The 26,542-nt window shown below is 69.0% G+C and carries 24 protein-coding genes and 1 tRNA gene; 14 read left to right on the plus strand and 11 right to left on the minus strand.

From position 1 onward, the window contains the following. Nucleotides 1-125: 125 nt before the first annotated feature. Complete coding sequence (locus tag PG2T_RS13435) at nucleotides 126-4,205, minus strand: DEAD/DEAH box helicase (RefSeq protein ID WP_083214942.1); 4,080 nt, start codon at nucleotides 4,203-4,205, stop codon at nucleotides 126-128. A 158-nt stretch (nucleotides 4,206-4,363) separates the two neighbouring features. Here PG2T_RS13435 and ppk2 point away from each other — a divergent pair, with 158 nt between their 5' ends. Then, entirely contained in the window at nucleotides 4,364-5,131 is a 768-nt protein-coding gene (gene ppk2, locus PG2T_RS13440) for a polyphosphate kinase 2 (RefSeq protein ID WP_068806558.1), read from the plus strand. A 146-nt stretch (nucleotides 5,132-5,277) separates the two neighbouring features. On the opposite strand, the gene PG2T_RS13445 is transcribed toward ppk2, so the two are convergent. The 4 genes from PG2T_RS13445 to PG2T_RS13460 all read right to left on the minus strand — a co-directional run bounded on the left by PG2T_RS13445 (nucleotide 5,278) and on the right by PG2T_RS13460 (nucleotide 7,565). Then, nucleotides 5,278-5,991: an HIRAN domain-containing protein gene (locus tag PG2T_RS13445; protein WP_158513206.1), complete on the minus strand. Its 714-nt coding sequence runs from the start codon at nucleotides 5,989-5,991 to the stop codon at nucleotides 5,278-5,280. Between the two features lie 32 nt (nucleotides 5,992-6,023). Then, on the minus strand, nucleotides 6,024-6,998 hold the full coding sequence (locus tag PG2T_RS13450; RefSeq protein WP_236953345.1) for a HipA domain-containing protein: 975 nt from the start codon (nucleotides 6,996-6,998) through the stop codon (nucleotides 6,024-6,026). A 73-nt stretch (nucleotides 6,999-7,071) separates the two neighbouring features. Further along, nucleotides 7,072-7,416 carry a phospholipase D-like domain-containing protein gene (locus PG2T_RS13455; protein ID WP_068806567.1) on the minus strand — a complete coding sequence of 115 codons (345 nt, stop codon included), beginning with the start codon at nucleotides 7,414-7,416 and terminating at the stop codon, nucleotides 7,072-7,074. 62 nt (nucleotides 7,417-7,478) lie between these two features. Then, nucleotides 7,479-7,565, minus strand: a tRNA-Leu gene (locus tag PG2T_RS13460). Nucleotides 7,566-7,695: 130 nt separating this feature from the next. On the opposite strand from PG2T_RS13460, the gene recQ reads away from it, so the two are divergent. After that, nucleotides 7,696-9,504 carry a DNA helicase RecQ gene (recQ, locus tag PG2T_RS13465; protein ID WP_068806570.1) on the plus strand — a complete coding sequence of 603 codons (1,809 nt, stop codon included), beginning with the start codon at nucleotides 7,696-7,698 and terminating at the stop codon, nucleotides 9,502-9,504. Between the two features lie 7 nt (nucleotides 9,505-9,511). Here the strand turns inward: recQ and moaA are convergent, their stop codons facing one another. Together moaA and tsaD are read right to left on the minus strand one after the other, a co-directional pair. After that, nucleotides 9,512-10,513 (minus strand): GTP 3',8-cyclase MoaA, encoded by a 1,002-nt coding sequence (gene moaA / locus PG2T_RS13470; protein ID WP_068806573.1) that lies wholly within the window; start codon nucleotides 10,511-10,513, stop codon nucleotides 9,512-9,514. A gap of 7 nt (nucleotides 10,514-10,520) precedes the next feature. Continuing rightward, nucleotides 10,521-11,555: a tRNA (adenosine(37)-N6)-threonylcarbamoyltransferase complex transferase subunit TsaD gene (gene tsaD, locus PG2T_RS13475; protein WP_068806576.1), complete on the minus strand. Its 1,035-nt coding sequence runs from the start codon at nucleotides 11,553-11,555 to the stop codon at nucleotides 10,521-10,523. A 134-nt stretch (nucleotides 11,556-11,689) separates the two neighbouring features. Between tsaD and rpsU the strand changes: the two genes are divergently transcribed. From rpsU to PG2T_RS13490, 3 genes are read left to right on the plus strand one after another with little or no spacing between them, the layout of a single operon-like run. Next, nucleotides 11,690-11,920 (plus strand): 30S ribosomal protein S21, encoded by a 231-nt coding sequence (rpsU, locus tag PG2T_RS13480; protein WP_068806579.1) that lies wholly within the window; start codon nucleotides 11,690-11,692, stop codon nucleotides 11,918-11,920. Nucleotides 11,921-11,925: 5 nt separating this feature from the next. Further along, nucleotides 11,926-12,372 carry a GatB/YqeY domain-containing protein gene (locus PG2T_RS13485; protein ID WP_068806582.1) on the plus strand — a complete coding sequence of 149 codons (447 nt, stop codon included), beginning with the start codon at nucleotides 11,926-11,928 and terminating at the stop codon, nucleotides 12,370-12,372. A 20-nt stretch (nucleotides 12,373-12,392) separates the two neighbouring features. Then, nucleotides 12,393-13,049 carry a retropepsin-like aspartic protease family protein gene (locus PG2T_RS13490; protein ID WP_068806585.1) on the plus strand — a complete coding sequence of 219 codons (657 nt, stop codon included), beginning with the start codon at nucleotides 12,393-12,395 and terminating at the stop codon, nucleotides 13,047-13,049. Between the two features lie 139 nt (nucleotides 13,050-13,188). On the opposite strand, the gene folE2 is transcribed toward PG2T_RS13490, so the two are convergent. Further along, nucleotides 13,189-14,004, minus strand: coding sequence for a GTP cyclohydrolase FolE2 (gene folE2, locus PG2T_RS13495; protein WP_068806588.1), 816 nt, complete (start codon nucleotides 14,002-14,004; stop codon nucleotides 13,189-13,191). A 245-nt stretch (nucleotides 14,005-14,249) separates the two neighbouring features. Between folE2 and PG2T_RS16280 the strand changes: the two genes are divergently transcribed. Then, nucleotides 14,250-14,423, plus strand: coding sequence for a hypothetical protein (locus tag PG2T_RS16280; RefSeq protein ID WP_158513207.1), 174 nt, complete (start codon nucleotides 14,250-14,252; stop codon nucleotides 14,421-14,423). 54 nt (nucleotides 14,424-14,477) lie between these two features. Here PG2T_RS16280 and PG2T_RS13500 read toward each other — a convergent pair whose 3' ends face one another. Beyond that, nucleotides 14,478-14,831 carry a VOC family protein gene (locus tag PG2T_RS13500; protein ID WP_068806591.1) on the minus strand — a complete coding sequence of 118 codons (354 nt, stop codon included), beginning with the start codon at nucleotides 14,829-14,831 and terminating at the stop codon, nucleotides 14,478-14,480. Nucleotides 14,832-14,942: 111 nt separating this feature from the next. Between PG2T_RS13500 and PG2T_RS13505 the strand changes: the two genes are divergently transcribed. Continuing rightward, nucleotides 14,943-15,758 (plus strand): PP-loop family protein, encoded by an 816-nt coding sequence (locus PG2T_RS13505; protein WP_068806593.1) that lies wholly within the window; start codon nucleotides 14,943-14,945, stop codon nucleotides 15,756-15,758. A gap of 30 nt (nucleotides 15,759-15,788) precedes the next feature. Here PG2T_RS13505 and PG2T_RS13510 read toward each other — a convergent pair whose 3' ends face one another. Next, a complete protein-coding gene (locus tag PG2T_RS13510) occupies nucleotides 15,789-17,054 on the minus strand; it encodes an aromatic ring-hydroxylating oxygenase subunit alpha (protein WP_158513208.1) in 1,266 nt (421 codons plus the stop codon). A gap of 125 nt (nucleotides 17,055-17,179) precedes the next feature. Then, nucleotides 17,180-18,007 carry a symmetrical bis(5'-nucleosyl)-tetraphosphatase gene (locus PG2T_RS13515; protein WP_068806596.1) on the minus strand — a complete coding sequence of 276 codons (828 nt, stop codon included), beginning with the start codon at nucleotides 18,005-18,007 and terminating at the stop codon, nucleotides 17,180-17,182. Between the two features lie 226 nt (nucleotides 18,008-18,233). On the opposite strand from PG2T_RS13515, the gene PG2T_RS13520 reads away from it, so the two are divergent. From PG2T_RS13520 to PG2T_RS13550, 7 genes are read left to right on the plus strand one after another with little or no spacing between them, the layout of a single operon-like run. Beyond that, complete coding sequence (locus PG2T_RS13520; RefSeq protein ID WP_068806599.1) at nucleotides 18,234-19,316, plus strand: hypothetical protein; 1,083 nt, start codon at nucleotides 18,234-18,236, stop codon at nucleotides 19,314-19,316. A 21-nt stretch (nucleotides 19,317-19,337) separates the two neighbouring features. Next, nucleotides 19,338-20,426, plus strand: coding sequence for a phage tail sheath C-terminal domain-containing protein (locus PG2T_RS13525; protein ID WP_068806601.1), 1,089 nt, complete (start codon nucleotides 19,338-19,340; stop codon nucleotides 20,424-20,426). A 24-nt stretch (nucleotides 20,427-20,450) separates the two neighbouring features. Then, on the plus strand, nucleotides 20,451-20,954 hold the full coding sequence (locus tag PG2T_RS13530) for a hypothetical protein (protein ID WP_068806604.1): 504 nt from the start codon (nucleotides 20,451-20,453) through the stop codon (nucleotides 20,952-20,954). A gap of 19 nt (nucleotides 20,955-20,973) precedes the next feature. After that, a complete protein-coding gene (locus PG2T_RS13535; RefSeq protein WP_068806607.1) occupies nucleotides 20,974-21,438 on the plus strand; it encodes a hypothetical protein in 465 nt (154 codons plus the stop codon). Beyond that, complete coding sequence (locus PG2T_RS13540; RefSeq protein ID WP_145931102.1) at nucleotides 21,425-22,492, plus strand: hypothetical protein; 1,068 nt, start codon at nucleotides 21,425-21,427, stop codon at nucleotides 22,490-22,492. The genes PG2T_RS13535 and PG2T_RS13540 overlap by 14 nt, the downstream gene beginning before the upstream one ends. Further along, nucleotides 22,489-23,082, plus strand: a complete 594-nt coding sequence (locus PG2T_RS13545) for a hypothetical protein (RefSeq protein ID WP_068806612.1) — start codon at nucleotides 22,489-22,491, stop codon at nucleotides 23,080-23,082. The genes PG2T_RS13540 and PG2T_RS13545 overlap by 4 nt, the downstream gene beginning before the upstream one ends. A 1-nt stretch (nucleotide 23,083) precedes the next feature. Beyond that, nucleotides 23,084-26,536 (plus strand): hypothetical protein, encoded by a 3,453-nt coding sequence (locus tag PG2T_RS13550; RefSeq protein WP_068806613.1) that lies wholly within the window; start codon nucleotides 23,084-23,086, stop codon nucleotides 26,534-26,536. Nucleotides 26,537-26,542: the final 6 nt, after the last annotated feature.

Here is a 26,542-nt window from a genome sequence, read left to right on the forward strand (position 1 = left end):
CGGCGCAGCCGGGCTCCCACAGAAATCGTAGCCTGGATGGAGTGCAGCGGAATCCGGGACCCCCATCACTCCCCGAAGGAAATCCCGGATTCCGCTGTGCTGCATCCGGGCTACACGCTGCGCGCTCAGGCGGGCTGCGCGTCCGCCTCGGCGCCACCGGCGGGTGTGCTGATCCGTGCGCTGCGCAGCATGGCCAGTGCTTCCTGCGCCGCGTATTGCTCGCCCGCGAAGCGCTCCACGAAGCGGCCGCCGCGCAGCTCGCCGCGCGCCTCCAGCCGGCGGTAGACATACAGCAGTTCGCGCCACGGTGGCGCGCAGTTCTCGGCCTCCAGCGCGGCACGAAACACGATGCCGTGGCGCAGCAGCAGGGTGTGCGCGACGTGCTCGATGGCCGCATCGCGGGTCCTGGAGTCGGCATCGGCGAGCGTGGGCAGCAGCGACCAGCGTCCGGCGGCACCCACGCCGCTGACGCGCGGCCGCGGGCTGCGGTAACGGCGCGGGGCGAAGCTCGGCCGCTGGCTGGCCGGGGCGATCAGCGTGCGCAGGCCCGAGAAACTGTCCGACGTGACCAGGCCGAGCGCCACCAGCTCGGCCAGAGCCGATTCCACCTGCGTGCGCAGCAGGCCGGTGGCCGCGACCAGTTCGGCAAAAAACGAGGCGCCCAATTCCGCCAGGGCATCGCGCACCCGGCCGGCGGGCGAGGACAGTTCGGCCGCCACCGGCGGCGTCGGTGCCAGCACGCGCCAGAACGCCAGATGCTCGCGCGGCAGCAGCACGATCGGCGTGCTGCGCACCGGCGTCACGGCGCGCGGCCGGTCGCGGGACAGGCGCGGCGGCAGCAGGCGCAGCCAGGCCACGCGGCCCTCGGCGCACAGTTGATCCAGCCAGAACGGCAGATAGCCGCTCATGCGCGCAGGCAGGATCTGGCCCTCCCAGGCCGCCGCTGGCTGGGACAGGCCCTCCAGTTGTTCGATGAGGGCGTACAGCGCCTCCGGGCCCTCGACCGGTTCGTCCAGACCCTGCCAACGGCGCAGGAAACGTCCGTATTCAGCCTCGCTGACCGGCGCGATTTCGCGTCGGCGCCGATCCAGGCTGTAACGGTGGATGCGCGCCAGCAGGCCGCGCTCGCACCATTCCTCCTCGTGGGTGCCCGGCGTGTAGCGCCCGCGCAGGACGAAGCCTTCGCCTTCGAGCGCCAGCAGCGCCGCTTCAATGGTCGCCGGCGGCAGGCCCAGCGGCGCCGCAAGCTGCGGCGCGGTCACCGGGCCCAAGCCCTCGAGCCGGCCGCGCAGCAGCTCGCGCAGGGCATCTTCGGCGGGCGGAGGCGGGCCGTCGGCAATCGCGGCGATCGGCGGATTGGCCACGCCATCGGGCCGCACGGCGCGGGCTTCCGCCAGGCGTTCGGCGGCCACCCACAGGGTGCCATCCAGGCAGGTGGCGCGCCCGTCCAGAGCCAGCGCGGCCAGCCCATCCGGCCAGCCGATCTCGCGCGCCGCCTCGCCGCTGGTCACGAAACCGAGCAACAGCAGGGCATCGTGCAGCTCGTCCGTGCCGCGGGCCTGTGGCCAGGCTTCGGCGCGTACCCGGTCGATGGCGTCCTGCTGCAGCACGCCCAGCGTGGCGGCAGTGGCCATGTCGGCCGGCGCCGGGCGCACGGCCAGCGTGCGCCGCTCCTCGGCCGGCACATCGTCCAGGAACGCATACGGCCGGGCGCTTAGGATTTCTTCCGCCAGCGGCGAGGGGGCAGTCAGGTCGCGCGTCAGGATGCGGACGGTGCCCGCCTCGATGCCGGCCAGCACGGCCAGAAACCCGTCCACGTCCATGGACTCGGTCAGGCAGTCGGTAATCGCCTGGCGCACCAGCGGGTGGTCCGGCACGCTGCGCTCGGCGTTGAGGTTCTCGGCGCAGGCGATCTGGTCCGGGAACACCGCCGCGACCAGATCCTGGGCATCGCTCCGCTGCCACTGTGGCGGCGTGCGCCGGCCGGCCCGCTGGCGCAGGATGGCCAGCGCCGCGGTCGCCACCCAACGCCAGCGGGCCTCGAACAGCGGCGCGGCGATCACGGCCTGGATCAGCACCTCACGCGCCGTGGCGCTGTGCAGATAGCCGGCCGGCTCGTGCAGCGGAAAGCTGTGCACGCTGCCCAGCGAGATGACGATGCTGTCCTCCAGCGCCGCTGCCTGCAGCTCGAAGTTGAAGCGCCGGCAAAAGCGCTTGCGCAGCGCCAGGCCCCAGGCCTTGTTGATGCGCGAGCCAAACGGCGCATGGATGACCAGATGCTGGTCGCCGGTTTCGTCGAAAAAGCGCTCGAAGATCACCGTGTCCTGCGTCGGCAGCGTGCCGAGCGCCGCCCGGGCGGCGGCCAGATACTCGATCAACTGGCGCGCCGCGGCGGGTGGCACCGGCAGCTGCGCTTCGAGCCGGGCCTGCGCCAGCGGCATGCCGCCTTCGTCCAGCCATGTCGAGACGTCCGCCCGCAGGCGCGACACGGCGCCGGACAGCTCCAGCGTGCGGCCGGGCGCCTCGCCGAACCAGAACGGGATGTTCGGTGGCTGGCCGTGCGCGTCCTGGACGAACAGGCGCCCGGTTTCCACTTTGAGGATGCGGTACGAGGTGTTGCCCAGCTGAAAGATGTCGCCGGGCAGGCTCTCGAAGGCGAAATCCTCGTTCACGCTGCCGATGCGCAGCGCCTCGGGCGTCAGCAGCACGTCGCAGTCGAACTGGTCCGGAATCACGCCGCCGGAGGTCACTGCCGCCAGCGCCGCGCCGCGCCGGGCGCGCAGCCGGCCGTGCACGCCATCGCGGTGCAGCCAGGCGCCGCGCCGGCCACGGCGGGTGGTGTAGCCCTCGGCCAGCATTTTCACCACGGCGGTGAAATCGGCCGGATCGAGCTGCCGGTAGGGGGCGGCGGCGTGAAACGCATCGAACAGCGCCCGCTCGTCCCACTCGCGGGCCGACACCTCGGCCACGATCTGCTGCGCCAGCACGTCGAGCGGCGCCTGCGGCATGACGATGGCGTCGAGCTCGCCGCGCCGCACCGCGTCCAGCAGCGCCGCGCATTCCACGAGATCGTCGCGCGACAGCGGAAACAGTCGCCCCTTGGGCAGGCCGCCGACGGCGTGGCCGGAGCGCCCAACGCGCTGCAAAAAGGTGGCGATGGACTTCGGCGAGCCGAGCTGGCAGACCAGGTCCACGTCGCCGATGTCGATGCCCAGCTCCAGCGATGCGGTGCACACCAGCGCCTTCAGTTGCCCGGCCTTCAGGCGCTGCTCGGCATCCAGCCGGTGGCGGCGGGCCAGGCTGCCGTGGTGCGAGGTCACGAATTCTTCGCCCAGGCGCTCGGCCAGATGCCGCGCCGCGCGCTCGGCCAGGCGGCGGGTGTTCACGAACACCAGCGTCGTGCTGTGTTCGGCCACCAGGGCCGCCAGGCGGTCGTAGACCTCGGTCCAGACCTCGTTCGCCATCACCGCCGTCAGCGGTGAGTCCGTGACCTCGATGGCCAGATCCCGCTCGCGCCCGTGGCCGGTGTCGATCACCGTGCAGGTGCCGCCGGCGCCGACCAGATAGTCCGCAATCCGCCCGATCGGCTTTTGCGTGGCCGACAGGCCGACGCGCTGCGGCGGTCGATCAGTCAGCGCCGACAGACGTTCGAGCGACAGCATCAGGTGCGCGCCGCGTTTGTTCGCCGCCAGCGCGTGAATCTCGTCCACGATCACCGTGCGCACGCCGCCCAGCATGGCGCGGCCGGACTTGGACGTCAGCAGGATGTACAGCGACTCGGGCGTCGTGACCAGGATGTGCGGCACCTGCCGGCGCTGGCGCACCCGCTCGGCCTGCGGCGTGTCGCCGGTGCGCATGCCCGTGCGGATGGCCACATCCGGCAGGCCGTGCAGCAACAGTTGGTCGCGAATGCCGGCCAGCGGGGCTTCCAGATTGCGCTGGATGTCCGCCGACAGCGCCCGCAGCGGCGACACGTACAGTACCTGCACCGCGTCCGGCAGCGGACCGGCCAGTCCGGCGCGAACCAGATCGTCGATGGCGGTCAGAAACGCCGCCAGCGTCTTGCCGCTGCCGGTGGGCGCCGCCAGCAGCGTGTGCCGTCCGGCGCGGATGGCCGGCCAGGCCCCATCCTGAGCCGGTGTGGGCGCGGAAAACGCCTGTCCGAACCAGGCGGCGACGGCGGGATGAAAATCGGCCAAGGGCATGCTGCGCACTATGCCGCAGCGATGCCGGCAGGGACAGGCCGGCCGACCGGCGTCGGCCGCAGCCGCAATGCACGGCGCGAGAGGCGGGCGGGTGGGGCGTGGTACGTTCTGGCCGACCGCCCCTGAGGGCGCCTTCTCGGGACCAGGAGCCACGCCGCATGAAGCGCGATGCCTACGAACGCCACCTCGAACCGATGCTGCTGGAGCTGAACAACCTGGCCCGCTGGCTGGCAGCCACCGGCAAGCGCATCGTGGTGCTGCTGGAAGGTCGCGACACCGCCGGCAAGGGCGGCACCATCGCGGCCATCACCGGCAAGCTGAACCCGCGCCAGGTGCGCGTGGTGGCGTTGCCCAAGCCGGACCCGCGCGAGCTCACGCAGTGGTATTTCCAGCGCTACATCGCGCACCTGCCGGCGGCTGGCGAACTGGTGCTGTTCGATCGCAGTTGGTACAACCGGGCCGGGGTGGAGAAGGTGATGGGCTTCTGCTCGCCGGACGAGTACCAAACCTTCCTGCGCGAGACGCCGTATTTCGAGCGCTCACTGGTCGAAAGCGGCATTCTGCTGCTCAAGTACTGGCTGGCCGTGGACCAGGCCGAGCAGGAAGCCCGCTTCGCGGAGCGCGCCGAAGACCCGCTCAAACGCTGGAAGCTGTCGCCGATCGACCTGGTGGCACGAGAAAAATACCGCGACTACGGCAAGGCGCGGGACGCCATGTTCGAGGCCACACACCGCCCCGGCGCGCCGTGGGTGGTGGTCGACTACAACGACCAGCGCACCGGCCGGCTGACCCTGATCCGCCACCTGCTCGACCACGTGCCCGACTACCGGCTGCCCGACGAGCCGATGCAGCTGCCGCCGCTCAAGAAAAAGCCGGCAAAAGAGCGCTTTCGCGGGCCGGTCAAGCCGATCAAGCCTGCGTTCTGACTGAGCCCGCCTGTTGGCCGGTGGCGCCTGAGCCTGCCGACGAGTTACGTAGCCTATTACCCTGGCCGCAATTTCTACTGTCCGCGTCATCGCGTACCGAGCTCCAAGCATTCCCGGATTGCGCCAATCCTGCCCGGCCCTCCTCTTTATTCGCCCAGCGCCCACGGTGGCGTGTGTGGTCGCGTTGCGCGCCGACGAATTCGTGCCATGAGGTGAATCAGCGGTCGTTCAGGCTTGCCGTTGATTCGCTGGATGCACGCTTCGACCTCGCCGGTCGCCACCAGGTCACGAATCGCCGGAGCTTGCTGACGAGGCACATAGCCGATGCGCTGGTCGTGAATTTCCACCGCTACCGCCATCGGATCGTGCAGGTTGTCTGGCTGGATGACCAATGAGACCGGCTCGCCGACGTAAAGCAGCTGCGGGCCAACCGGCGATACGTGCCGAAAGCCCGCGACTTCCAGGAGCACGTCGCAGCATTCGCCCACATCTTCCAAGGGGTCGAGGATGCTGAACCCGTCGCTTGGCAGCTTGGCGCCGGTGTAGCCGAGCAGCGCAAAGTCGCTGATTAGCGTTTCCGGGCGCAGGCGAAACTGTTCCAGATACTGCGCGTAGTCGCCGCGCGACCTGGGTGGCAGGCGGCGCATGAAGGTCTCGACTACGCCCAGATCGTACATGGCATGCAGCTTTCGGAAGGCAACGAAGTTGATGAAGCCTTCGGACTTCGCGGCCTCGAAATCGGGCGTGTCAGTCAGGTAGCGAAACTGCACCCGCTCGGCCGAATCCCGCAGCAGTTCCGCCACGGCGCGCCGTACGCGGGCGGCACCGTCTTCCTCCGACCGCTGCCAGACCAGCAGCAACCGGCGCGGTTCGTGGACGTGTTCGATGTAGTTCATGGCGATGTCAGCGCGCTTCGAAGGTAATCACGCCTTGCGAGAAGCAGGCGCAGCATAAACCCGGCGCGCCCCGGGCTCAACGCGACCGGGATCGACAGCGCCGTAAGCGCGACAAGACGCCGGTCCAGTTCGGTGGCATCGAACGCCAGCACAGCGTCCATGGCTGGGCGGGAGTCCGGGTACTTTTCGACCAGTCTCAGCAGCAACTCCGCGTGGCCCGCAGATTTGGCGTCCCCCGCCTCCCATTTCATGTGGTGGCGGCCCTTGTGGATGTAACGATGCAGGTATTTCGCGTCAGTGAAGCGGCCAAACTGATCCTTCGACCACTCATGCCCGAGGCTGGTGCCGTTGTCGAAGGCAGGCGCGAGGCTATACGTTGCCGACACCGGGTCAACCAACCGGGTGACCCTGAAGCCCCAGTTTTCGTGATGCCGGTCCGTGTTTCCGATCAGAGCGTCGAACGTGAGCATCCGAGCCCATGCCTGTGGCCAGTCCTGGCCTAGCCGGGGGCGGCCACCCTTGGGGTTTGCCAATACCTGGCACAACATTTCAATGCTAGCGAAGTTGTGCTGCCGTCCGCGCTTGAGATCGTAGTCCTTGATGAGGGTTTTCATGAACAGGCCGCCAGACAGGAAGCTTTCCATGGGCTTGCCCGGATGACCGTAAAACCACTCGACTAACGCTGCACATTCGCCAGTCCGCGAGTCCCAGGCAGGAAATACGGGGGGCACCGGCACCCCGCAAACCCGACCGACGTGATATGCGACAACCTCAGCCCAGAATTGCTCCGGGTAGACCCTTCGTGATTTTTTGAACAGATACCGATGCCGAGGAATGAGGGCGGTATGCGTCACGTCGGCCGGGCAGCGCAACAGACGCTTGTCACGCGAGCCCTCGGGGAAGTATGGGTACTCTTCATCTGGCTCCCATTCCGCCACGTCGAATGCTGCAAAGTGGGTGGCGACGATCACGTCCAACGCGCTTGCATGTGGGATCGCGGTAGCCAGGCAGCGTGGCGACCTACGGCAGCTGCAGAACGTGTGGTCATGCAATCGGACCGTGAGAAACATCGGCGTAGGCGTTGAGCGCGGCTTTTTTAACGGCTTGCCGTCTGAGGCCTTGGGAGGTGCTGTTACCCAGCGTTGGCGCTTGTGTATGGTGCAGGCTGTAAGCCTTGCGCAGCGCCTCGTCCGGCAGGCTCTGCATGCCGACCAGCACCCGTGCCTGCTCGCCAGCATCGCCCGACCAGCGACCGACCAGGTCATCCACCGCGCGCCAACCGCGCAGATTGAAGTAGCCAACACAAAAATCTGCGCGTTGCGACAGCGCCAAGGTTTCGCGCAGCGCCGGCAGGAGCGGGAGTTCAATGTTGTCGAAAATGCGGGGCATGAGTCCCTTGGGGTTGCCCGCCCGGCGCGGGGCGCCTCGGTCGGCCGGTTTAATACTGGTAATGGTGCCCGGAGCCGGGCTCGAACCGGCACGGCCGTGAGGCCGAGGGATTTTAAGTCCCTTGCGTCTACCTGTTTCGCCATCCGGGCGGCCGGTGCTGGCGCGGGCATGGTAGCGCGGCGGCGCACATCGGGACCGCCTTTCAGGGCCGCGGCTAGGTACCTGGCGCGCTTTTGTGTTGGCCGGTCTGCGCCGGGTCGCCGCATAATTGCTGGCACCATGTCCACCGCCCTCGAAATCCTCGGCACGGTCTTCGGCTACCACGCCTTCCGTGGCCAGCAGGCGGCCATCATCGACCGCGTGGTCGCCGGGGGCGATGCCCTGGTCATCATGCCGACCGGCGGCGGCAAGTCGCTGTGTTATCAGGTACCGGCGCTGGTGCGGCCGGGTGTCGGCGTGGTGGTGTCGCCGCTGATCGCGCTGATGGATGATCAGGTGGCGGCGCTGCGGGAACTGGGCGTGGCCGCGGCGGCGCTGCATTCGGGCTTGCCGTCGGGCGAGGCGGCGCAGGCGGAGCGCGATCTGGCCGCCGGACGGCTGGACCTGGTCTACATGGCGCCCGAGCGGCTGCTCGGCGAGCGCACGCTGGAGCTGTTGCAAGGCGCGCGACCGGCATTGATCGCCATCGACGAGGCGCACTGCGTGTCGCAGTGGGGCCACGATTTCCGGCCCGAATACCTTGGCCTTGGCGCGCTGGGTGCGCGCTTTCCCGGCGTGCCGCGGCTGGCGTTGACGGCGACCGCCGACGGGCCCACGCAACGCGACATCGTCCAGCGGCTGGGCTTGCAGGGTGCAGCGGTATTCACCGCCAGTTTCGACCGGCCGAACATCCGCTATCACATCCAGCATGGCGACCAGATGCGCGACCGGCTGCTGGATTTCCTGGACAGCCGCCACCGCACCGACACCGGCATCGTCTACTGCCCGACCCGGCGCCGGGTGGAGGAAACCGCCGCCTGGCTGGACAAGCACGGCCGGGTGGCAGTGGCTTACCACGCCGGAATGCCGGCCGAGCAGCGGGCTGCCAATCAGCGCCGTTTTCTGCGCGAAGACGGGCTGGTGATGGTGGCCACGGTGGCCTTCGGCATGGGCATCGACAAGCCGGACGTGCGCTTCGTGGCGCACCTTGGACTGCCCAAGAACATCGAAAGCTATTACCAGGAAACCGGCCGCGCCGGCCGCGACGGCCTGCCGGCTAACGCCTGGATGGGCTATGGCCTGTCGGATGTGGTCGGCATCCGCCAGCTGCTGGCCAGCGCCGATGTGCCCGACGAGCGGCGCCGGGTCGAACTGGGCAAGTTCGAAGCCCTGCTGGGCCTGGCCGAGATCACCGACTGCCGGCGCCAGGCGTTGCTGGCCTATTTCGGTGAGCAGATGGCCGAGCCCTGCGGCAATTGCGACAACTGCCTGGCCCCGCCGGCCACCTTCGATGCCACGGTGCCGGCCCAGCTGGCCCTGTCCTGCATTTACCGCACCGGGCAGCGGTTCGGGGTCGGGTATCTGATCGATGTGCTGCGCGGCGGGGACGATCCGCGCATTGCCAGCCTTGGCCACGACCGGCTGGCGGTGTACGGGCGCGGCAAGGAGCGTCCGGCGACGCAGTGGCGGGCCATTTATAGGCAACTGGTGGCGCGCGGTTACGCGAGCGTGGACATCGACGGTCACGGCGGTCTGCGTCTGACCGAGCAGGCGCGCCCGCTGCTGCGTGGCGAGCAGGCCCTGCGTCTGCGCGAGGAGGCGACGGCCGCCGAGCGAAACCGCCAGAAGCGCGCCACCGGCGGCCAGTCAGCGGTGCCGGCGGCCGATCAGGCGCTGTTCGAGGCCCTGCGGGCCGAGCGGAGACGCCTGGCCGCGGAGCATGGTGTGCCGGCCTATGTGATCTTTCACGACGCAACGCTGGCACAGATGGCGGCCGAGCGGCCGCAGACGCTGGGCCAACTGGCGCAGATCGGCGGCGTGGGCGCGGCCAAGCTGGAGCGTTATGGAGCGGACTTTCTGGCCGTGCTGCGCGCGGCGGGAGAAGCCTAGCGGCTGCTCAGCCGCCAGTCATCGACATGAAACGGATGACCTTTTCCGGCTTTTCGCGGAATTCGTGCCGCTCGGGCTTGAGACCAATGGCAGTGCGGATGGCGGTTTCCAGTTCCGCGTCGCTGGCGCCGGCGCGCAGCATGGGCCGCAGTTCATAGCTGTTGTCCTGGCCCAGACACAGGTACAGCGTGCCGTCGGCCGCCAGACGCACGCGGTTGCAGGTTTCGCAAAAGTGCTGCGAGATCGGCGTGATGAAGCCGATGGTGGTTTTCGAGCCGGCCACCCGGTAATAACGCGCCGGGCCGCCGCCGGGCAGGATGTCCGGGATCAGATCGAAACGCTCGGTCAGCCGTTCGCGCACGGATTGCAGGTTCAGGTACTGGCCGGTGGCGTTGCGACCGGTGTCGCCCATGGGCATGGTTTCGATCAGGCGCAGGGTGAAATCGCGCTCGGCACAGAACGCGACCATGTCTTCGATTTCGTCGTCGTTGACGCCGCCCATGGCGACCATGTTGATCTTGACCGGAGCCAAGCCGGCGGCGTGGGCGGCGTCCAGGCCGCGCAGCACCTTGTGCAGCTTGCCGCCGCCGGTGATTTCGGCGAACCGCTCGGGGTTCAGAGAGTCCAGGCTCACGTTGACGCGCCGCACGCCGGCCGTCTTGAGCGCAGCGGCGTACTTGTCCAGGCGCACCGCGTTGGTGGATAGCGACAGGTCGGTCAGGCCGGGCAGTGCCGACAGGCGCGCGGCCAGCTCCGGCAGGTCGCGACGCACCAGCGGCTCGCCGCCGGTCAGGCGAATGCGCTGCACGCCCAGGCGCACGAAGGCGCCGACCACGCGTTCGATCTCGCTGAAGGTGAGCCAGTCCTCGGGCTCGTGAAAGCCGTCGAAGCCCTTGGGCATGCAATAGCTGCAGCGCAGATCGCAACGATCCGTGACCGACACGCGCAAGTACTCGATGCGCCGCTGGAAGGGGTCGATCAGGGTGGGCGTGGGACTGCTGGTGCTCATCGCCGGACTATAGCAAAACGCCTGTTCGGGACGCCGCCGTCAGTTCCGCCAGCGGCCAGCGCGCGCGGGCGCCGCAGTCGGACGGCGCGCGCTCGCCGGCCTGCAGGCGCAGACAGCCGGCGAAGGCCACCATGGCACCGTTGTCGGTGCACAGCTCGGGCGGTGGGTAGTGCACCGCAAAGCCGTCGCTGGCTGCGGCGCTGTCCAGGGCCGTGCGCAGGTGGCGATTGGCACTGACGCCGCCGGCCACCACCAGCGCGCCCAGGCCGGTCTGCGCCAGCGCGCGCCGGCACTTGATCAGCAGCGTGTCGACCACGGCGTCCTCGAAGGCGCGGGCGATGTCGGCGCGGTGTTGCGGCTGCGGGTGCGCCTCGATCAGCAGGCGCACCTGCGTCTTGAGGCCGCTGAAGCTGAAATCGAGGCCGGGTTTGGCGGTCATCGGTCGCGGCAGGGTGAAGCGATCGCTGCGACCGTCCTGCGCCAGTGCGGCCAGCGCCGGCCCGCCGGGGTAGGGCAGACCGAGCAGCTTGGCGGTCTTGTCGAAGGCCTCGCCGGCGGCATCGTCCACCGACTCGCCCAGAATCGTGTACTGGCCCAGGCCGTCGACCTGCACCAGCAGCGTATGGCCGCCCGATACCAGCAGGGCCAGGAACGGAAAGTGCGGCCGGCTCGCGGGATCCAGCAGCGGCGAGAGCAGGTGCGCTTCCATGTGATGTACGCCGACCGCCGGTATGCCGAGCGCGAAGGCCAGGCTGCGGCCGATGCTGCTGCCGACCAGCAGCGCGCCGATCAGGCCCGGGCCGGCGGTGTAGGCGATGCCGTCCAGCTGCGACAGACCGGTGCCGGTCTGGTCAAGAAGCTCGCGCAGCAGCGGCACGGTGCGGCGCAGGTGATCGCGCGAGGCCAGCTCCGGCACCACGCCGCCGTGCGGTGCGTGCAGGCCGACCTGGCTGTGCAGCGTGTGGCCGAGCAGGCCGCGATCGCTGTGGTACAAGCCAAGGCCGGTTTCGTCGCAGGAAGTTTCGAGGCCAAGAACCAGCATGGAAGGCGCAATCGGGATCGGCGGGCGGGGGCGACTTTCGCCACAGGCGCAAGTGCAGCTAGAATCTAGCACTTTTCTTCGCCCCGGCTTTTGGGTTTTGCCCCGGGCCGGCTTAAGGTTTCCAGAGGTATTGCATGCCGATCGTTCAACTGCGCGAAAACGAACCCTTCGACGTCGCCCTGCGCCGCTTCAAGCGTACCTGCGAGAAAGCAGGGGTGTTGTCCGAATCGCGGCGGCGCGAGTTTTACGAAAAGCCGACCCAGGAACGCAAGCGCAAGGCCGCCGCGGCGGTCAAGCGGCACCAGAAGAAAGTCTCCCGCGGCGGTCGCAGCGTGCGCCGCGTGCGCGGTGCGCGCCTGTCCTGAGCGCCATGTCCCTCAAGCAGCGCCTTGACGACGACGTCAAGGCCGCCATGCGGGCCCGCGACCGGGACCGCCTCGGCACGCTGCGACTGATCACCGCCGCCATCAAGCAGCGCGAAGTCGACGAGCGCATCGTGCTCGACGACGCGCAGGTGCTGGCGGTGCTCGACAAGATGGTCAAGCAGCGGCGCGAGTCGATCGCGCAGTTCGATGCCGCCGGGCGGACCGATCTTTCAGACAAGGAACGGTTCGAGCTGGGCATCCTGCAGGAGTTCCTGCCGGCCGCGCTGACAGCGGCCGAAATCGACCGCTTGATTGCCGATGCCATCACAGCCAGCGGCGCGCAAGGCGCCCGCGACATGGGTGCCGTGATGGCGCTGCTGCGCCCGCAGGTGCAGGGCCGGGCCGACATGTCGGACGTCAGCCAGCGCGTGAAGGCGCGCCTCGGCGGCTGATTCGTCGCCAGGTACCGGCCATGAAGAGTCTCATGTGCCGGATTGTTGCTCCCCTGTTAGTGCTTGGCGCGGCCCTTTGCGGTAGCGCTGCGGCTGCGCCGCTGATCGAACTGCAGGCCGTGCTCGGACAAAGCGCGGTGCTGCAGGTGGACGGCGTGCGGCGCACGTTGCGGGTCGGACAGACCAGTCCCGAAGGCGTGCGCCTGCTGGCGCTCGGCTCTGCCAGCGCGCGGCTGCAGGTGGACGGTCAAACGCACGAAATTCCGCTCGGCGGGCGCGCTGGAGGAGCTTTACCGGCTGCGCCGACAGCGACCGTGCGCATACCCCGCGGTGACAGCGGCATGTATCACACGGCGGGCACCATCAACGGCCAGTCGGTCGAGTTTCTGGTCGACACCGGCGCGACGACCGTGGCCATGAACGATGCCACCGCCCGCGCCCTGGGTATCGACTACCGGGCCGGCAGCCGGGGATTGGTGGAAACTGCCAGCGGCATCACCGAAGCCTACGCGGTCACTCTGCGCGAGGTGGGTGTCGGCAGCATCCGGCTGCCGAATGTGCAGGCGGTGGTGATCCGCGGCGCCCAGCCGAGCCGAACGCTGCTGGGCATGTCGTTTCTGTCGCGCACGCAGATCGAGCATGCGCAGGACGCGCTGGTGCTGCGCCGCAAGTACTGAGGCCAGGCAAACTCGGAGAACTGTGGGAGCCCAGCCCGGCTGTGCCGGGCGATCATCGCGCAGCAAAGCTGCGCTCCCACAATTTCTGGGTGGCGGGCGCCGGGAAATCCAGGATGGATTTATTCGGCGCGATCCTACTTTAGCCGGCGCGGACCGGCTTTTCGATCAGCGCGTAGGCGGAGTGGTTGTGGATGGACTCGAAGTTCTCCGCTTCCACCACGTAGCCGGCCAGGCGCTCGTCGGCGTTCAGCGCGCCGGCGATGTCGCGCACCAGATCCTCGACGAACTTCGGATTGTCGTAGGCATGCTCGGTGACGTACTTCTCGTCCGGGCGCTTTAGCAGGCCATACAGTTCGCTTGAGGCCTGCGCCTCCACCAGTTCGATCAGTTCCTCGATCCACACCGGCGTGCCCAGGTGGGCGGTCAGGGTCACGTGCGTGCGCTGGTTGTGGGCGCCGTAGTCGGAAATCTTCTTCGAGCACGGGCACAGGCTGGTGACCGGGATCACCAGTTTGGCGGTCAGGCGCTCGGCCTGGCCGTGCGCGATTTCGCCGATGTAGCTGACCTGGTAGTCCATCAGGCTGGTCACGCCGGTCACTGGCGCCGCCTTGTTGACGAAAAACGGAAAACTCATCTCGATGTGGCCGGCGCGGGCCTCCAGGCGCTCGCACATTTCGCGCAGCATCTGGCGGAAGGTGCCGAGCGAGATTTCCTGCTCGTGGCCGTTCAGGATCTCGATGAAACGGGACATGTGCGTGCCTTTGAAGTTGTGCGGCAGGTGCACGTACATGTTGAAGTTGGCCACCGTGTGCTGTTCGGTGCCGCTGCGGGCAAGGATGCGCACCGGATGGCGGATGCCCTTGATGCCGACGCGGTCGATGTCCAGCCGGCGCGTGTCGGGCGATCCCTGGACGTCGGCGATTTGCGGCACGGCCGGCTCGGATGGCTTGTTCATGTGATGGTTCCTGGCGCCCTGGCACGGCTGCCGGTGGGGGAGAGCGACGATCCCGATGACCGTCGGTGCTGACAACTCGCGGCTAGGTATTGGCCGATTGTACCGGCGGGGAGCCGCGTTGCCAGCCGAACCGGTGGCGCCCCACCGCGCAAAACCGGCGTATGCTCGGTCGGTCCGGGGTTGCATGGCGACCCGACCGGCCGCCGCCACTTCGGGCGCCTTCATAAGCAAAGGAGGAGCCTGCCATGGACGACGCATTCGTACTTGCCTTGGCGCTGGCGGCATGCGCGGTGATCATGATCTTCACGCTCGGGCCGTTTGGCGTGCTGCTGGGCGGCGTGGTGCTGCTGGTTGGCGCGGGCATGGGCATCGCACGGGCGATTGCCATCGTCGCCGGCCGTCGGCATTTGCCGCACTGAAGTGAATCCGCCCTGGCCCGCGCCCGTCTCGGGCCAATGGCGCAGGTGAGACGGTCAGCTGCGGGCGAAGAACTGCACCATGTTGCCGGCCGGATCGCGGCAGGTGAAAAAGCTGCCGTGGCCGCCCATGCCGATGATCTCGCTCACCGCGATGCCTTGCGCGGCAAGCTGCGCGCGCGTGGCGGTCAGGTCGTCGACCTGCAGCACCACCGTGGCGTTCTGGCCCGGGTCCACCTGGCCCGGCGCCGGGGTGGCCAGCGCCACCTGCGTGCCGCCGACGTCGAACTGCGTCCACTTGTCGCCGTCCTGGAATTTGATCGCCAGGCCCAGGGTGTCGCGATAAAAGGCCAGCGCGGCGTCCATGTCGGGCACGACGTAATAGACGTTGGTCACTTTGCTGATGGCCATGTCGCGTCTCCTGATTGGGCTGTTGGCGTGGGCGGAATTGTCCCACGCAGGCCGCTGCCGGGCGCTGTGGGACAATCGCGGCCCGCCCCCCGTCACTGCCGCAGTGTTGCCATGAACCCCGTCGTCAAACCCTCGCGCAGTCTGCTCGCCGCCGCCGCCGATGCGATCCGCGAGTTCGACCTGATCCGCGACGGCGATCGCATCCTGGTCGGCCTTTCCGGCGGCAAGGACAGCCTGTCCCTGCTGCACGTATTGCTGTATCTGCAGCAGCGCGCGCCGGTGCGCTTCACGATCGGCGCCGCCAACATCGACCCGCAGATGCCCGGTTACGACCCGAGCCCGCTGGCCGCTTATGCGCAGAGTCTCGGCGTGCCCTACCACCAGGCCAGCTACAGCCTGGCGCGGGCGGCCAAGGGCTCGTTCGAGGGCCGCACGCTGTGCGCGTTCTGCTCGCGCATGCGCCGCGGCAAGCTGTACGGCCTGGCGCGCGAGCATGGCTACAACACGCTCGCCCTGGCGCACCACCTGGATGATGTGGCCGAGACCTTCCTGATGAATGCCTTCTTCGGCGGCAAGCTGCGCGCCATGCCGGCCGTGTACACCAACGACGACGGCGACCTGCGGGTGATCCGCCCGCTGGTCTACGCCCGCGAGCGGCAAACGGCCGCCTTCGCCGAAAGCGCACCGCTGCCGGTGATCCCGGACAACTGCCCGACCTGCGATTCCGCGACCCGCCAGCGCCAGCAGATGAAGGCGCTGCTCGGCGAGCTGGAAGCGCAGCACCCGCGGCTGTACTCGGTGCTGCGCACCACGCTCGCGCCCCTGCTGCGCGCGGATGCGACCGGCGGCCTGCCCATGCCGGATGCGGTACAGGTGCTCGCGGACCTGCGGCTGCGGGAGCCGGCCGAGGTGCTGGCGACCGACTGAGCTCGCGGCCGGCCAGCACCACCGCCGGCATCACATATCCATCAGCCGCCGGTAGCCGTTCCAGAAGCCGCGCACCGGGTCTTCGCTGGCCATGAAGGTGGTGTCCGGCGCCACCGTCTTGCCGCCCATCTCGATGATGGCCTCGGTGCCGCCGTCGCTGGCGATGCCCTGCTGCACGATCTCGATGGCCAGGCCGTCCTCCATCGACACCAGGCCGGCCGGGCCGATCAGGTTGATCTGCTTCAGGCGCATGTCGGTCAGTTCCTGGTCTTCGTCGGCATAGCCGAAGAAGGTGTAGTGCACGGTCACGCCGTCCGGCCCGTGCGGCTCGAACTGGCGGATGTTCAGAACGTTGGCGATCTGCTGCAGCATCATGATCGGGAACACGTCGATGATGACCAGGTTGATGCCGTCGTCCCATTCCATTTTGCCCTTGAGCAGACTGCCGTCTTCCAGCTTGTAGGTGCCTTCCTGGTAGGTGTGGGCGGCTTCCTGCATGCCCTGCTGGCGGGCCGCTTCGTCTTCCTTGCCGACGTAGGTGTAGAAGCAGGTCTGCAGGCCGCTTTCGGTGACATGCAGCTGGCCCTTCTGGCTGGCCCGGAACAGGCCGAAGGTGGCAAAGAACAGGTGCAGCAGGCTGGCGTGGTAGCCGTCGCGCGGGTTCTCGGCGTACAGTTTCCAGTTGCCGCGCATGTGCTGGTGCTGGTGGCCGAGAATCTTGATTGGCCGGTTGAAGACGCGGCGCATGAACTTGGCGACGTGCGGCCCGACGTAGTCCTCGAACGGCGGCGTCTCGTCGCTGAAGCTGACGAACAGCACGCCGCAGAAGTTCTCGACCCGCAGTTTTTTAGGCCGGATGGCGTCCATGTCGAAATCGGCCGGCATGCCGCCCTGGCCGCCGATGCCGCGCTGGAACGGCACCGCGATCAGGCGGCCGGTCAGATCGTAGCCCCACTGGTGATAGACACAGTAAAAGCTGTCCGTATGGCCGAGTTTGTCCAGGCAAATCTTGGCGTTGCGGTGCGCACAGCGGTTCAGCCAGGCGTGGATGCTGCCGTCGCGGTCACGGCTGACGATGACCGGCGTGTCGGCGACCTGCACCGTCTTGTAGTCGCCGGGGTTGGGGATTTCCACGTCCAGGCCGACGAAGTTCCACACCGGTCCGCGGAAGATGCGTTCCTGTTCGAGAGCGTAGATGTCGGCGTCCACGAATACCCGGCCCGGCACGCGGGTCACGCTGTCCTGCTGGCCGGGCCAGTCTACGGCGGGCATTGGCGGACGCTGGATGGCGTTCATGGTGGTCTCCTCCTTATCTGTAGTTTCGCTGCGCGGACTCATTCGGCCCGAGGGCGGGCCTCCCACACTCTATTGGTTCTGTGGGGAGCGGCGCCCATGCCGCGAACGGTGGCTCGCGTCGTATGTTAGTCCCCGGCCCCCGAGCCGCGGGCGCTGCAATCCACGCTCACCCAGCGCCCTTCCTCCAGGCACAGGGCGCTCAGTTGCCGGCCCCACACGCAGCCGGTGTCGAGCGCGTACACGTCGTGGCCATCGACCAGGCCAATGCTGGACCAGTGCCCGAACACGATCGGCGTGCCGGCGCTGGCCCGGTCGGGCAGGGCGAACCACGGCAGGTAGCCTTCCGGCTGCGTGCCGGGCGGCCCCTTGGCGCGCATGTCGTAGGTGCCGTCCGGCCGGCAAAAGCGCACCCGGGTCAGGTAGTCGGTAATCACCCGCAGCCGCCGCCAGCCGCGCAGGGCATTGTCCCAGCGGTGCGGCGTGTCGCCGTACATGTGCGCGAAATAGCCGTCGGCATCGCTGGTCAGCGCGGTCTGCACCTCGGCGGCGCGCGTTTTGGCGGTGGCCAGATCCCAGCCCGGCGCCAGCGCCGCATGGACCATCGCCATGTCCAGCGCCGGGTCGTAGTGGAATAGCGGCCTGCCGCGCAGCCAGTCGAGCAACGGCTCCCGATCCGGCGCCCCGAGCACCTCATCGAGCGTGTCGCCGCGCCGCAGGCGCCCGTGCCCGGCAGCGACCGCCAGCAGGTGCAGGTCGTGATTGCCCAGCAGCGTGATCGCGCCGTCCCCGAGTGAATGCACGAAACGCAAGGTTTCGAGCGACTTCGGGCCGCGATTGACCAGATCGCCGACCAGCCACAACCGGTCGCGGTCTGGCCGAAAGTCGATGGCGCGCAGCAGCGCCGTGAACTCATCGAAGCAGCCCTGAATGTCGCCGATTGCCCAGGTGGCCATGAGGTTTCCAACACGCGCATTGGGCCGCAAGGTACACCGCCCGGGCCGCGAATGTGCACTGGTCCACAACGCCGGGGTGGTGGCGGGTGTGACGATGCCGTCCCTGTGCTGATCGACCGTCACCATGCTGTAGCGTCGGTCGGGCACGGTTCGAACGCTTCACGTCCAGCGCCATCGGGCTAGGCCGGTTTACCGCCCGAGTCCGAATGGAACCCGAGGAGGACGCATGGCTGACCCGGTCGCCACCGCTGCCCTGGCAGCCCTCGACAGTGCGGTAAAAGGCCTTGCCTGGCCGCCGCCGCCGGCCGGCCTGAGCCGCCAGTTGAATCTGTCGCCAAACAGCATCCGGCCGCGTGGTCTGGGCGGCTACGTTGGCGAGCACACGGCCCCGCGCGGCGCCGTGCGGGCGCGTTTGCTGGATGCCATTCTGGAACTGCGCGTGAGCGGCGGATCCGATGCGGCAGCCGGTGATTACCTGCGCAGTCTGGCCGGGACGCTGCTCACCCAGCAGCGCGGCGATCTGCGCGCGCAGGGCATCGAGCGGCTGCGCCGGCATGCCGACGACGGAGTCGACCCGCGCCAGGCGCGCTTCGATGTCCGCTTCGAATACCGCCACCTGCCGGTGGCGAGCGAGGGACTGATCGACACCATCGACCTGGGCTTCGACACCAATCTGACGCCCTATCGAGCCCGCTACCGCTTCGATCTGGCGATGCGCACGCTGGCCGGGGCATCCGCCCCGCTGGCCGGATTCGTGCCCGCGGACGACACAGACCTGAACGCCGCCTCCCCGGTCGGGGCGTGGAGTTACGACGCGCTGGCGGGCTGCATCGTGCAGACCGCTGCGACGCGGGGCGGCGCGCTCGCCGTGAGCGATAGCCGCAAGGCCGGGGCGCAGCTGCTGTGGCGCCTCGATGGCGCGCCGCTGGCGCTGGCGCATTTCATCGCCGTAGTCGAGTTCGAGTCCACTAGCCAGGACGGCATCGGCCTTGTCTTTGGCCGCACCGGCGCCAACGAGCGGCTGCATTTTCTGGCCTCGCAGCGCAACGGGTACCACCTGTTCGGGCGCAAGGCGGGCGTGGGCGCCTGGAGCGTGATCGGCGAGCCGGCCGCCGCGGGCTTCACTACGGGCGTTCGCCACACGCTGACCGTGACGGTATTCGACCACACCCTGCGCGCGGCGCTGGACGGCGTGCAGACCCTCGAGGTGCAGGCCCAGACGCCGGTTCCGGCCGGCGAGATCGGCTTTTTCACCCACGGCAACGACGGCGCGCGCTTTCACCGCGTGCGCCTGATCGAGCTCCTTTAACCCCGGCCTGGAGACATCCCGATGGAAGACAGTTTCGCCGAACAGATCATCCCCGGCGCCTACATCCGCGTGCAGGCCGAGGGGCTCATCGCGCCCAAGGGCATCGCCTTTGGCAACGTTGCCATCGTCGGCACCGCCGCTGCGGCGCCCGGCGTGACCAATGCGCTCGACACCACCCACATCCTGTCGAGCCTGGACGATGCCAGGGCGCTGTGGGCGCCGTCGGACCCGGTCGCCACCGGCGCCCTGAATCTGATGCGCGGGATCGAGCTGCTGTTTCGTAACGGCGCCACCACGATCTACGCCCAGGCGCTCGCGGCCGGGGCCACCACACAGAATTTTTCCGATGCTCTGGACGAGCTGCTCAAGGAAGACGTGAACGTGCTGGTAATTCCGGAGCTGGCCACGGCCACCGCCACGACGGTCATCAAATCGGCCGTGAGCAGTGCCGAGACCAATGCGCGGGACGTGATCGGCGTCATCGGTTCCGATGCGGCGGGTAACGCCGCACCCGCCGATATCGTCGCGCAGGCCAATGCCGACAAGCGCCTCGTATTGGCCACGCCTGCCATTCATGGCCTGGACACTGATGGCAGCGACGTGCTGTTGCCGGGCCAGTACACGGCCGCTGCGGTGGCCGGGCTGATCGCCTCGCTGGCGCCACAGGCCAGCCCAACCAACAAGACGCTGCCCGGCGTCACGCGGCTTGGACGCAAGTTCGGCTATGGCGAACTGAAGGCGCTGGTGTCGGGCAACGTGCTGGCGCTGGAAACCCGCCAGGGCATCCGCGTGGTGCGCGGCATCACCACCCAGGGCGAGGCGTTTGCCCAGATCACCACGCGCCGCATCGTGGATTACGCCAAGACCGGCATTCGTCAGGTGTCGAATCCATTCGTCGGGCGTCTGAACAATGAGCGGGTACGAAAGGCGCTCAAGGGCGCGCTCGACAGCTTCCTGTCGACCATGCTGTTCGACGAGCAACTGACGGGCTACACGCTGGACGTGACGGCCACGCGCGCCGACGAGATCGCCGGCCGTTGCGTGGTGAACGTGGCCATGCAACCGACCTTCAGCATCGACTACATCCGCGTCACCCTGGCTCTGTCCTGAGCCTGAACCCCGAGGAACTGCGCCATGGCCAACACCAGCGTTTACACCGGGGCCGACGGCTCCATCACCCTGTCCACCGTGTCCGCCAACGGCAAGGAGGCGGAAGTCGCTCAGGGCATCATCGATGCCAACGACGTCCTGACCATCGGCCGCGCCACGGGCGTGTCGCTGGAAGTCCGCTCCGAGGTGCGGCCTTTTCATGAGCTTGGCCAGCGTTATGCGACCGAGCTGCGCTCGGGCAACGTCAGCGTGCGCGGCACCATCCAGCGGGCGTATCTGAATGGCGCGTTGCTGCGCCTGCTGCTGGGCGAGGCGGCCGACGGCCGGCCGGCACAGTCCTGGGCACAGCCGTCCTTCAACATCACACTGCTGGCCGAAAACGCTGCCGTGCCGGGGGTCAAATCCACCCTCACCCTGCACGGCGTCAAGCTCGACCAGTGGGCTTACACGCTGCCGGAGGACGACTTCGTCATGGAATCGGCCGGTTTCCAGGCCCTGTTCATGACGGTCTCGGACGAGGGCGCCTGAGCGGGCGCGGAACCACGCCATGCTCACGGCCGACGAGCTGCTGGCCGGCAGCGCACTGACGCACGAGGTCGCCGTACCGCCGGACCTGCTCGGCCCGGCTGGACCCGCCGACGGACGCGTGCGGCTGCGGCCGCTCACCGTGCGCGATCTGACGCTGATCTCGCGCGCGGCCAAGGACAACGATCAGCTACTGTCCGCGCTGATGGTGCAGGCGGCACTCGACGAGCCGCCGTTGACGCACGGCCAAGTGAACGCGCTGCCGGTGGGTCTGCTGGAGTTCCTGCTGCGCGAGGTGAACCGCATCAGCGGCATCACGCTGGGTGTGGACACCTTGCAGAACGCCGCTGCGGACCCGCTGGTACGCGCCGCGCACCTGCTGTCGGCAGAGTTTGGCTGGACGCCCGAGCAGGTGGCCGAACTCACGCTGGGCCAGATGCTGGTGCACCTGGAACTTATCCGGGAGCGACGCCGTGCCGACGTCTGAAATGGCCGGCGCGCTCGCGGGCACCGCCGCTGGCGCGGTGCGCGCCCTGCTGGGCGTACTCGGCGCGCCTGCGCTCGGTCAGGCACTGACGCTCGAAAAGGCACTCGCCGGCCGGCTGCAAGACCTTGACCGCGCCCCGGATGCCGCGAGCTTCGATCCCCTGGCGCGCCCCCCGGTCGGCACCGCCCCGGTGCGGCCCCGCACGCCCAGCCCGGACGCCACCGGGCGTCGGCGGCCAGTTCGCGGCGAGCCTGCTGCCATTGCCGCCCGCGGCATCGGTGCGCTGATCGGAGACGCGCTCGCCGGCAAGGGCAGTTCCAGTTCGCCGGCACCGATCGCAGGCACGCTGCCCGGCATCGCGGCGGCGCTGGCCAGCCTGTCCGAATCGACGCCGGGCAAGGCGCAGGCAGCGCGCGCCATCGCCCTCAACACCACCGGCGCGGTCAGTCAGGCTGCCGGCCTGGGCGCGCAGGCGCTGGCCGCTCTGTCCGGCACGGCTGGCGCCGCGCCGGTACTGGCGCAGATCGCCGCGCTGGGCAACGCGCTGTGGTGGCAGATCGCCTTGAGCCCCCCGTCGGCGGGCACTGCCACCCCGACACAGCCACCCGCGAAAGGCCCGGCCCGGCTCGGCCCGGGTGGCACCGGCACGTGGACCGGCACTGCCGCGGCGCGCGCCAGCGCGACAGCACCGGCCACCGAAGCCGACGCCGACGTCTCGACCACCGACCACGCCCGCTCGGCGCTGGCCGGCATCGGCCGGTTGACCGTGGAACTATTCGAGTACGCCGCGCGCGCCGGCGCGACATCTGAGGCCAGCGGCCAGACCCCGGCCACGCCGCGGCAGCGCCCGGCCCCGCGCGCACCCTCGGTGCTTACACCTGAGCGCGGCGCATTGCCCGCTCCCGCCGGCAGCGCCCCGGCGGTCGCGCCCACCACTTCCGGAGCCAGCGCCGCGGTGACCGGCTTCGCCGTGAACGCTGCGCCGGTCAGCGCCGATGACCTCGCCCGCGCGCTGCGGGCGGAAGGCGCGCTGCGCGGGGTGGGCCTGCCGTGAACCTCACGCCCATGCTCGGCGACTACACCCTGCCGCGCGTCACGCGCCTGGAAACGCTGGAACAGCGCCAGCTCGCGGAACTGGAAATCCCCGGCCGGGCCGGCAGCCTGTTCCAGGATCTGGGGCGCGGGCCGACGCGCGTGGTCATCGAAGGCTCGCTGTTCGGTGACGAACCGGGTACCGAGTTCCTGACCAGCGCGCGCGAGAAATACCTCGCCGCCGAACCGCTCACCTTCGTGTCCGACATCGCCACCGGCACCGAGCTTCAATATGTGCTGATCGAGCGCCTGCACGTGCAGGCCGTCGCGTCGGCCCCGGATCAGGTCGATTACTCGATGTGGCTGGTGGAATGTCCGCCGCCACCGCCGCTGCCGAATCTGCTGGGCGGCATCGACACCGGTCTGCTGGATGCGGCCGCCGGCATGCTGGACTCGGCGCTCGGCGCATTGGATGCACTCGCGGCGCTGGGCAACGTGCCGGACCTGTCGGACCCGACCAAACCGCTGGCCGGCGCGCTGGACGAAGTGAAAGACGTCGTCGGCACGCTCGGCGGAGTGGGCAGCAGCCTGCAAGGTCTGCTCGGAGGCTGACATGGCGACGCTGCTCGAACAGCTCGGAAGCCTCGCCAGCGGCGGCTCGGTGAGCGTGGATATCGCCGGCGCGGCCGGGCGGTTCGCGGACATCGGGGCAACGCTGCGCGGCGTGATGACCCAGCCGCCGGGCGACTTCGCGGCTCTGCTCGGCCATCTGGACGCGCTGCCGCTGCCGAAACTCGAATTGGCCGCAGATCTCACGGCGGGTCTGGGCACGCTGCTGCCGCAGCTGCAAGGCGCGCTGGCCGGTGGTGCGCAGCCTCTGTCCGGCGCGCTATCCGGACTGGGCGCGAACGTGCAAAGCGGGCTTGCCGATGCGCTCGGACCACTGCTCGCAGTAGTGGAAGCCGTGCGCACACTGCTGGCGACGGACTTGTCCTGTGGCCTGATTCCCGCGTTCGCCTCGCCGCCGGTCGCGGCGCCAGTGCCAACTCCGGCGCCAGGTGATCCGCCAGCGCCGCCAGCCGCGCCAGTGCCAGCTCCCGCGCCAGTGTTCAGTGCCGCCCAGGTGGACACTGCCAAGGCCCTGCTTGATACCTTACCGGCGGATATGAGCGCGCCGGCGCTGCTCGGCTGGCTGCATCACAGGATCGGCGTCGCGGATGGGGCGGGGTATTTCGGCGTGCGGGCCATTCCATTGCTGGACGACCTGCGCGATCCGCTCGACAGCCTGATGCGCTGGGACGCGGCGACCGGGGCGCAGCTGATGGACGAGTTCAGCGCCACGCTGAGCGCGCTTGCCAGCATTGTGACGGCGAACAGCGCGGCCCAGCCGGCAGTCTCGATACCGTCGGACACCGTGTCGGAGCTGCCCGGGGCCCCGATCGGCAATGCCGCGCAGCAATTGATGGATGCCCTGGGCGTGCTCGACGCGGCAGTGCGGGCGGACGATGCCGCTGCAATCGCCGCAGCGCTCGGAACCGGCCAGGCGGCGCAAGCCGTTCTGGAAGCCCAGAACGCACTGTTCGACGCTCAGCAGGCGGCGGTGGCAGCCCTGCGCGGCGCTGTGCTTGCGCTGCCGGGGCGGCTGGAAACCGGCATTTGCCGCCTGTTGGTTCTGCTGGCACCACGCGCTGCTGTCGGCGGGATCAGCGCGGCGTTCGTGCCCACCGTGCCGGCCTCGATCGGTGCGGACGCCTTCCAGCCGGTGGCGGATTTGCTGACCCGGGTCCGCCAGTGGCTGGAGCGGCTGCTCGGTGCGCTCGACGTCGGCGCCGTGACCGCGCCGCTGGCGGCGGTGTTCGGCCAGGCCCAGGACGCCATTCAAACGGTGGAGCAGGGTATCGCCCAGCTCACTGCCACCGCCCGGGCGGCCTTTGGCGAAGCCGATGCCGCGCTGAGCGCCTTTGACCCGGCGGCCATCGTGGCGCAGGCGCGTGCGGCTATCGAACAGGCGGTACAGGCGCTGGCTGACGCGATTGGCGCCGCGCTCGGTCCGGCCGGCGCGGCGCTCACGCAGGCCATCACCGCCGCCGGGGGTGCGCTGGATGCCTTCGACTCGGAAGCGCTGGCTGCCCCGGTGCAGGCCTTGCTGGACGAGCTTTCGGCCTTGCTGCAAGGGCCCCAGGTGCAGGCGCTGATCGACGCATTGGCGCAGCTACAGGCGCTGGCGCAGCAGCTGGACGCACTGAGCTTCGCGCCGGTGGCCGATGCGGTGATTGGCGGCATTGGCGAGGTCAAGTCGGCGCTGGATGCCATCGACGACGCCAAGCTCGTCGCGCCGATGCCGGAGATGATCTCGACCGCCATGTCGGTGCTGCCGCCTTCGCTGGTACCGATCATCAATCCGCTGTTGGGTGAGCTCGACGACCTGGTCGCCCAGAGCCCGGGCCCGTTGCTCGACAGTCTGCGCGAGCTGCCGCAGCGTATTGCCGGCGCGCTGGCCGCCTATTCGCCACGCGCATTACTGGACGAACCACTCGGCACACCGTTCACGGCGCTGACCGGAGAGCTCGACGGCTTCTCACCCACCGCCTGGCTGGACGGGGCGCACGATGCGCTCGACGGCGCGCTCGGCCGCTTGGCGGCTGCGCTGGAGCCGGCGCCGTTGCTGGCCCCGCTGACGCAGGCGCATGGCGCGCTCACCCGTGAACTCGCCGCCCTGCGCCCGGGCCAGTTGCTCGAACCCCTCGCCGCGCAGGTCGAAGCGGCGCTGGCCACGCTCGATGGCGCCCTGCCCACGCAAGACCTGGCCCAGGCGCTCGCGCAGGTGGCAACGCAGGTGCAGCGGCTGCTGGAACCGTTCAACCAGGCCACCGACGTGATCGCGGCATGGACCGCCAAGCTCGCCCTGCTTGCCGATCCGGATGCGCAGCTTTCGGCGTGGCTGGACGCCATCCTCGCCAAGCTGCCAGCGGACGCACCGGTGCAGCTTGCCGGCCCGCTCGGCGCGCTGGCTACGGCGGTGGAAAACGCCCGCGCCGCAGCCCTGCAAAGCGCCTGGACGAGGGCGCGCGCGCCCCTGGATGCGGCGCTGGCCGCAGCGGATGCGCCCGCCCGCCTGGCCCGCCTGGTGCAGGCCAAAAACGCGCTGACGGCCCCGCGCGTGGCGGCGGTGAGCGATGCGGCGCAGCGCGCTGCACTGACCGCATTCCTGGCTGGTGTCGACCCGCTTGGGCCACTTGGCCGCGGTTTGGCGGGTTTGAGTCGATTGAGCGAGGCCGTAACGCGGAGCAATACCGCGCTCACTGCCCTGTTCGCGGACTGGGACGCGCGCTACCTGCGCCTGGACGGTCCGCTGGCCGGCCTAGCGCCAGCTGCGCTGACGGCCGAAGCCTTGCGGGCGCTTTTGCGGGAAGCTATCGACCAACAAATTGGCGCGCCGGTGGTCGGATTTCTGAAGGCACTGAAATCAATCAGCGCGCTGATCAGCACCTTTGGCGACGCGCTCGGCGATTTGCTGGAAGCCATCCAGAGCAAGCTGGCAGCGCTGTTTGCCGCGCCGCAAGCCCTGGCCGACGCCGCGCAGGCACTCGATGCCCTGGTGGAGCGCATCACTGGCCTTGATCTGGACGTCTACACGCGCGAAGTGGACGCCCTGCACGGTGCGCTGGTGGACAAGCTGCGCGCTCTGGATCCGGCCGCGCTGGGCACGGTCCTGCGCGGCGCGGTGCAAGACCTGCTCGATGACATCACCCTGGGCGCCGTATTCACCCCGGCGTTGCGCGCGCAGCTGGACGCCGCGTGGGCGCAGCTTCGGGCCCGGCTTGCCGCGCTCGATCCGGGTCCGCTGGTGATCGAGCCGCTGCAAGCGGTTTACGAACGGGACCTGCTGCCGGTCGCGCAAGCCTTCGACGTGGGCGATGCCATGCAAGCGGTGCTCGACAAGCTGGGCGCCCTCCCTGACGAGCTGCGCACCGAGCTGAACCGTGTGGACGTGGCCTACCAGGCCATGCTGGCCGCCGCGCCCAGCAGCAGCCCGGCTGGCGAGTCCGCTGCGGTGGCTTTCTAGGAGCCG

This window comes from Immundisolibacter cernigliae, assembly GCF_001697225.1.
Taxonomy (GTDB): domain Bacteria; phylum Pseudomonadota; class Gammaproteobacteria; order Immundisolibacterales; family Immundisolibacteraceae; genus Immundisolibacter; species Immundisolibacter cernigliae.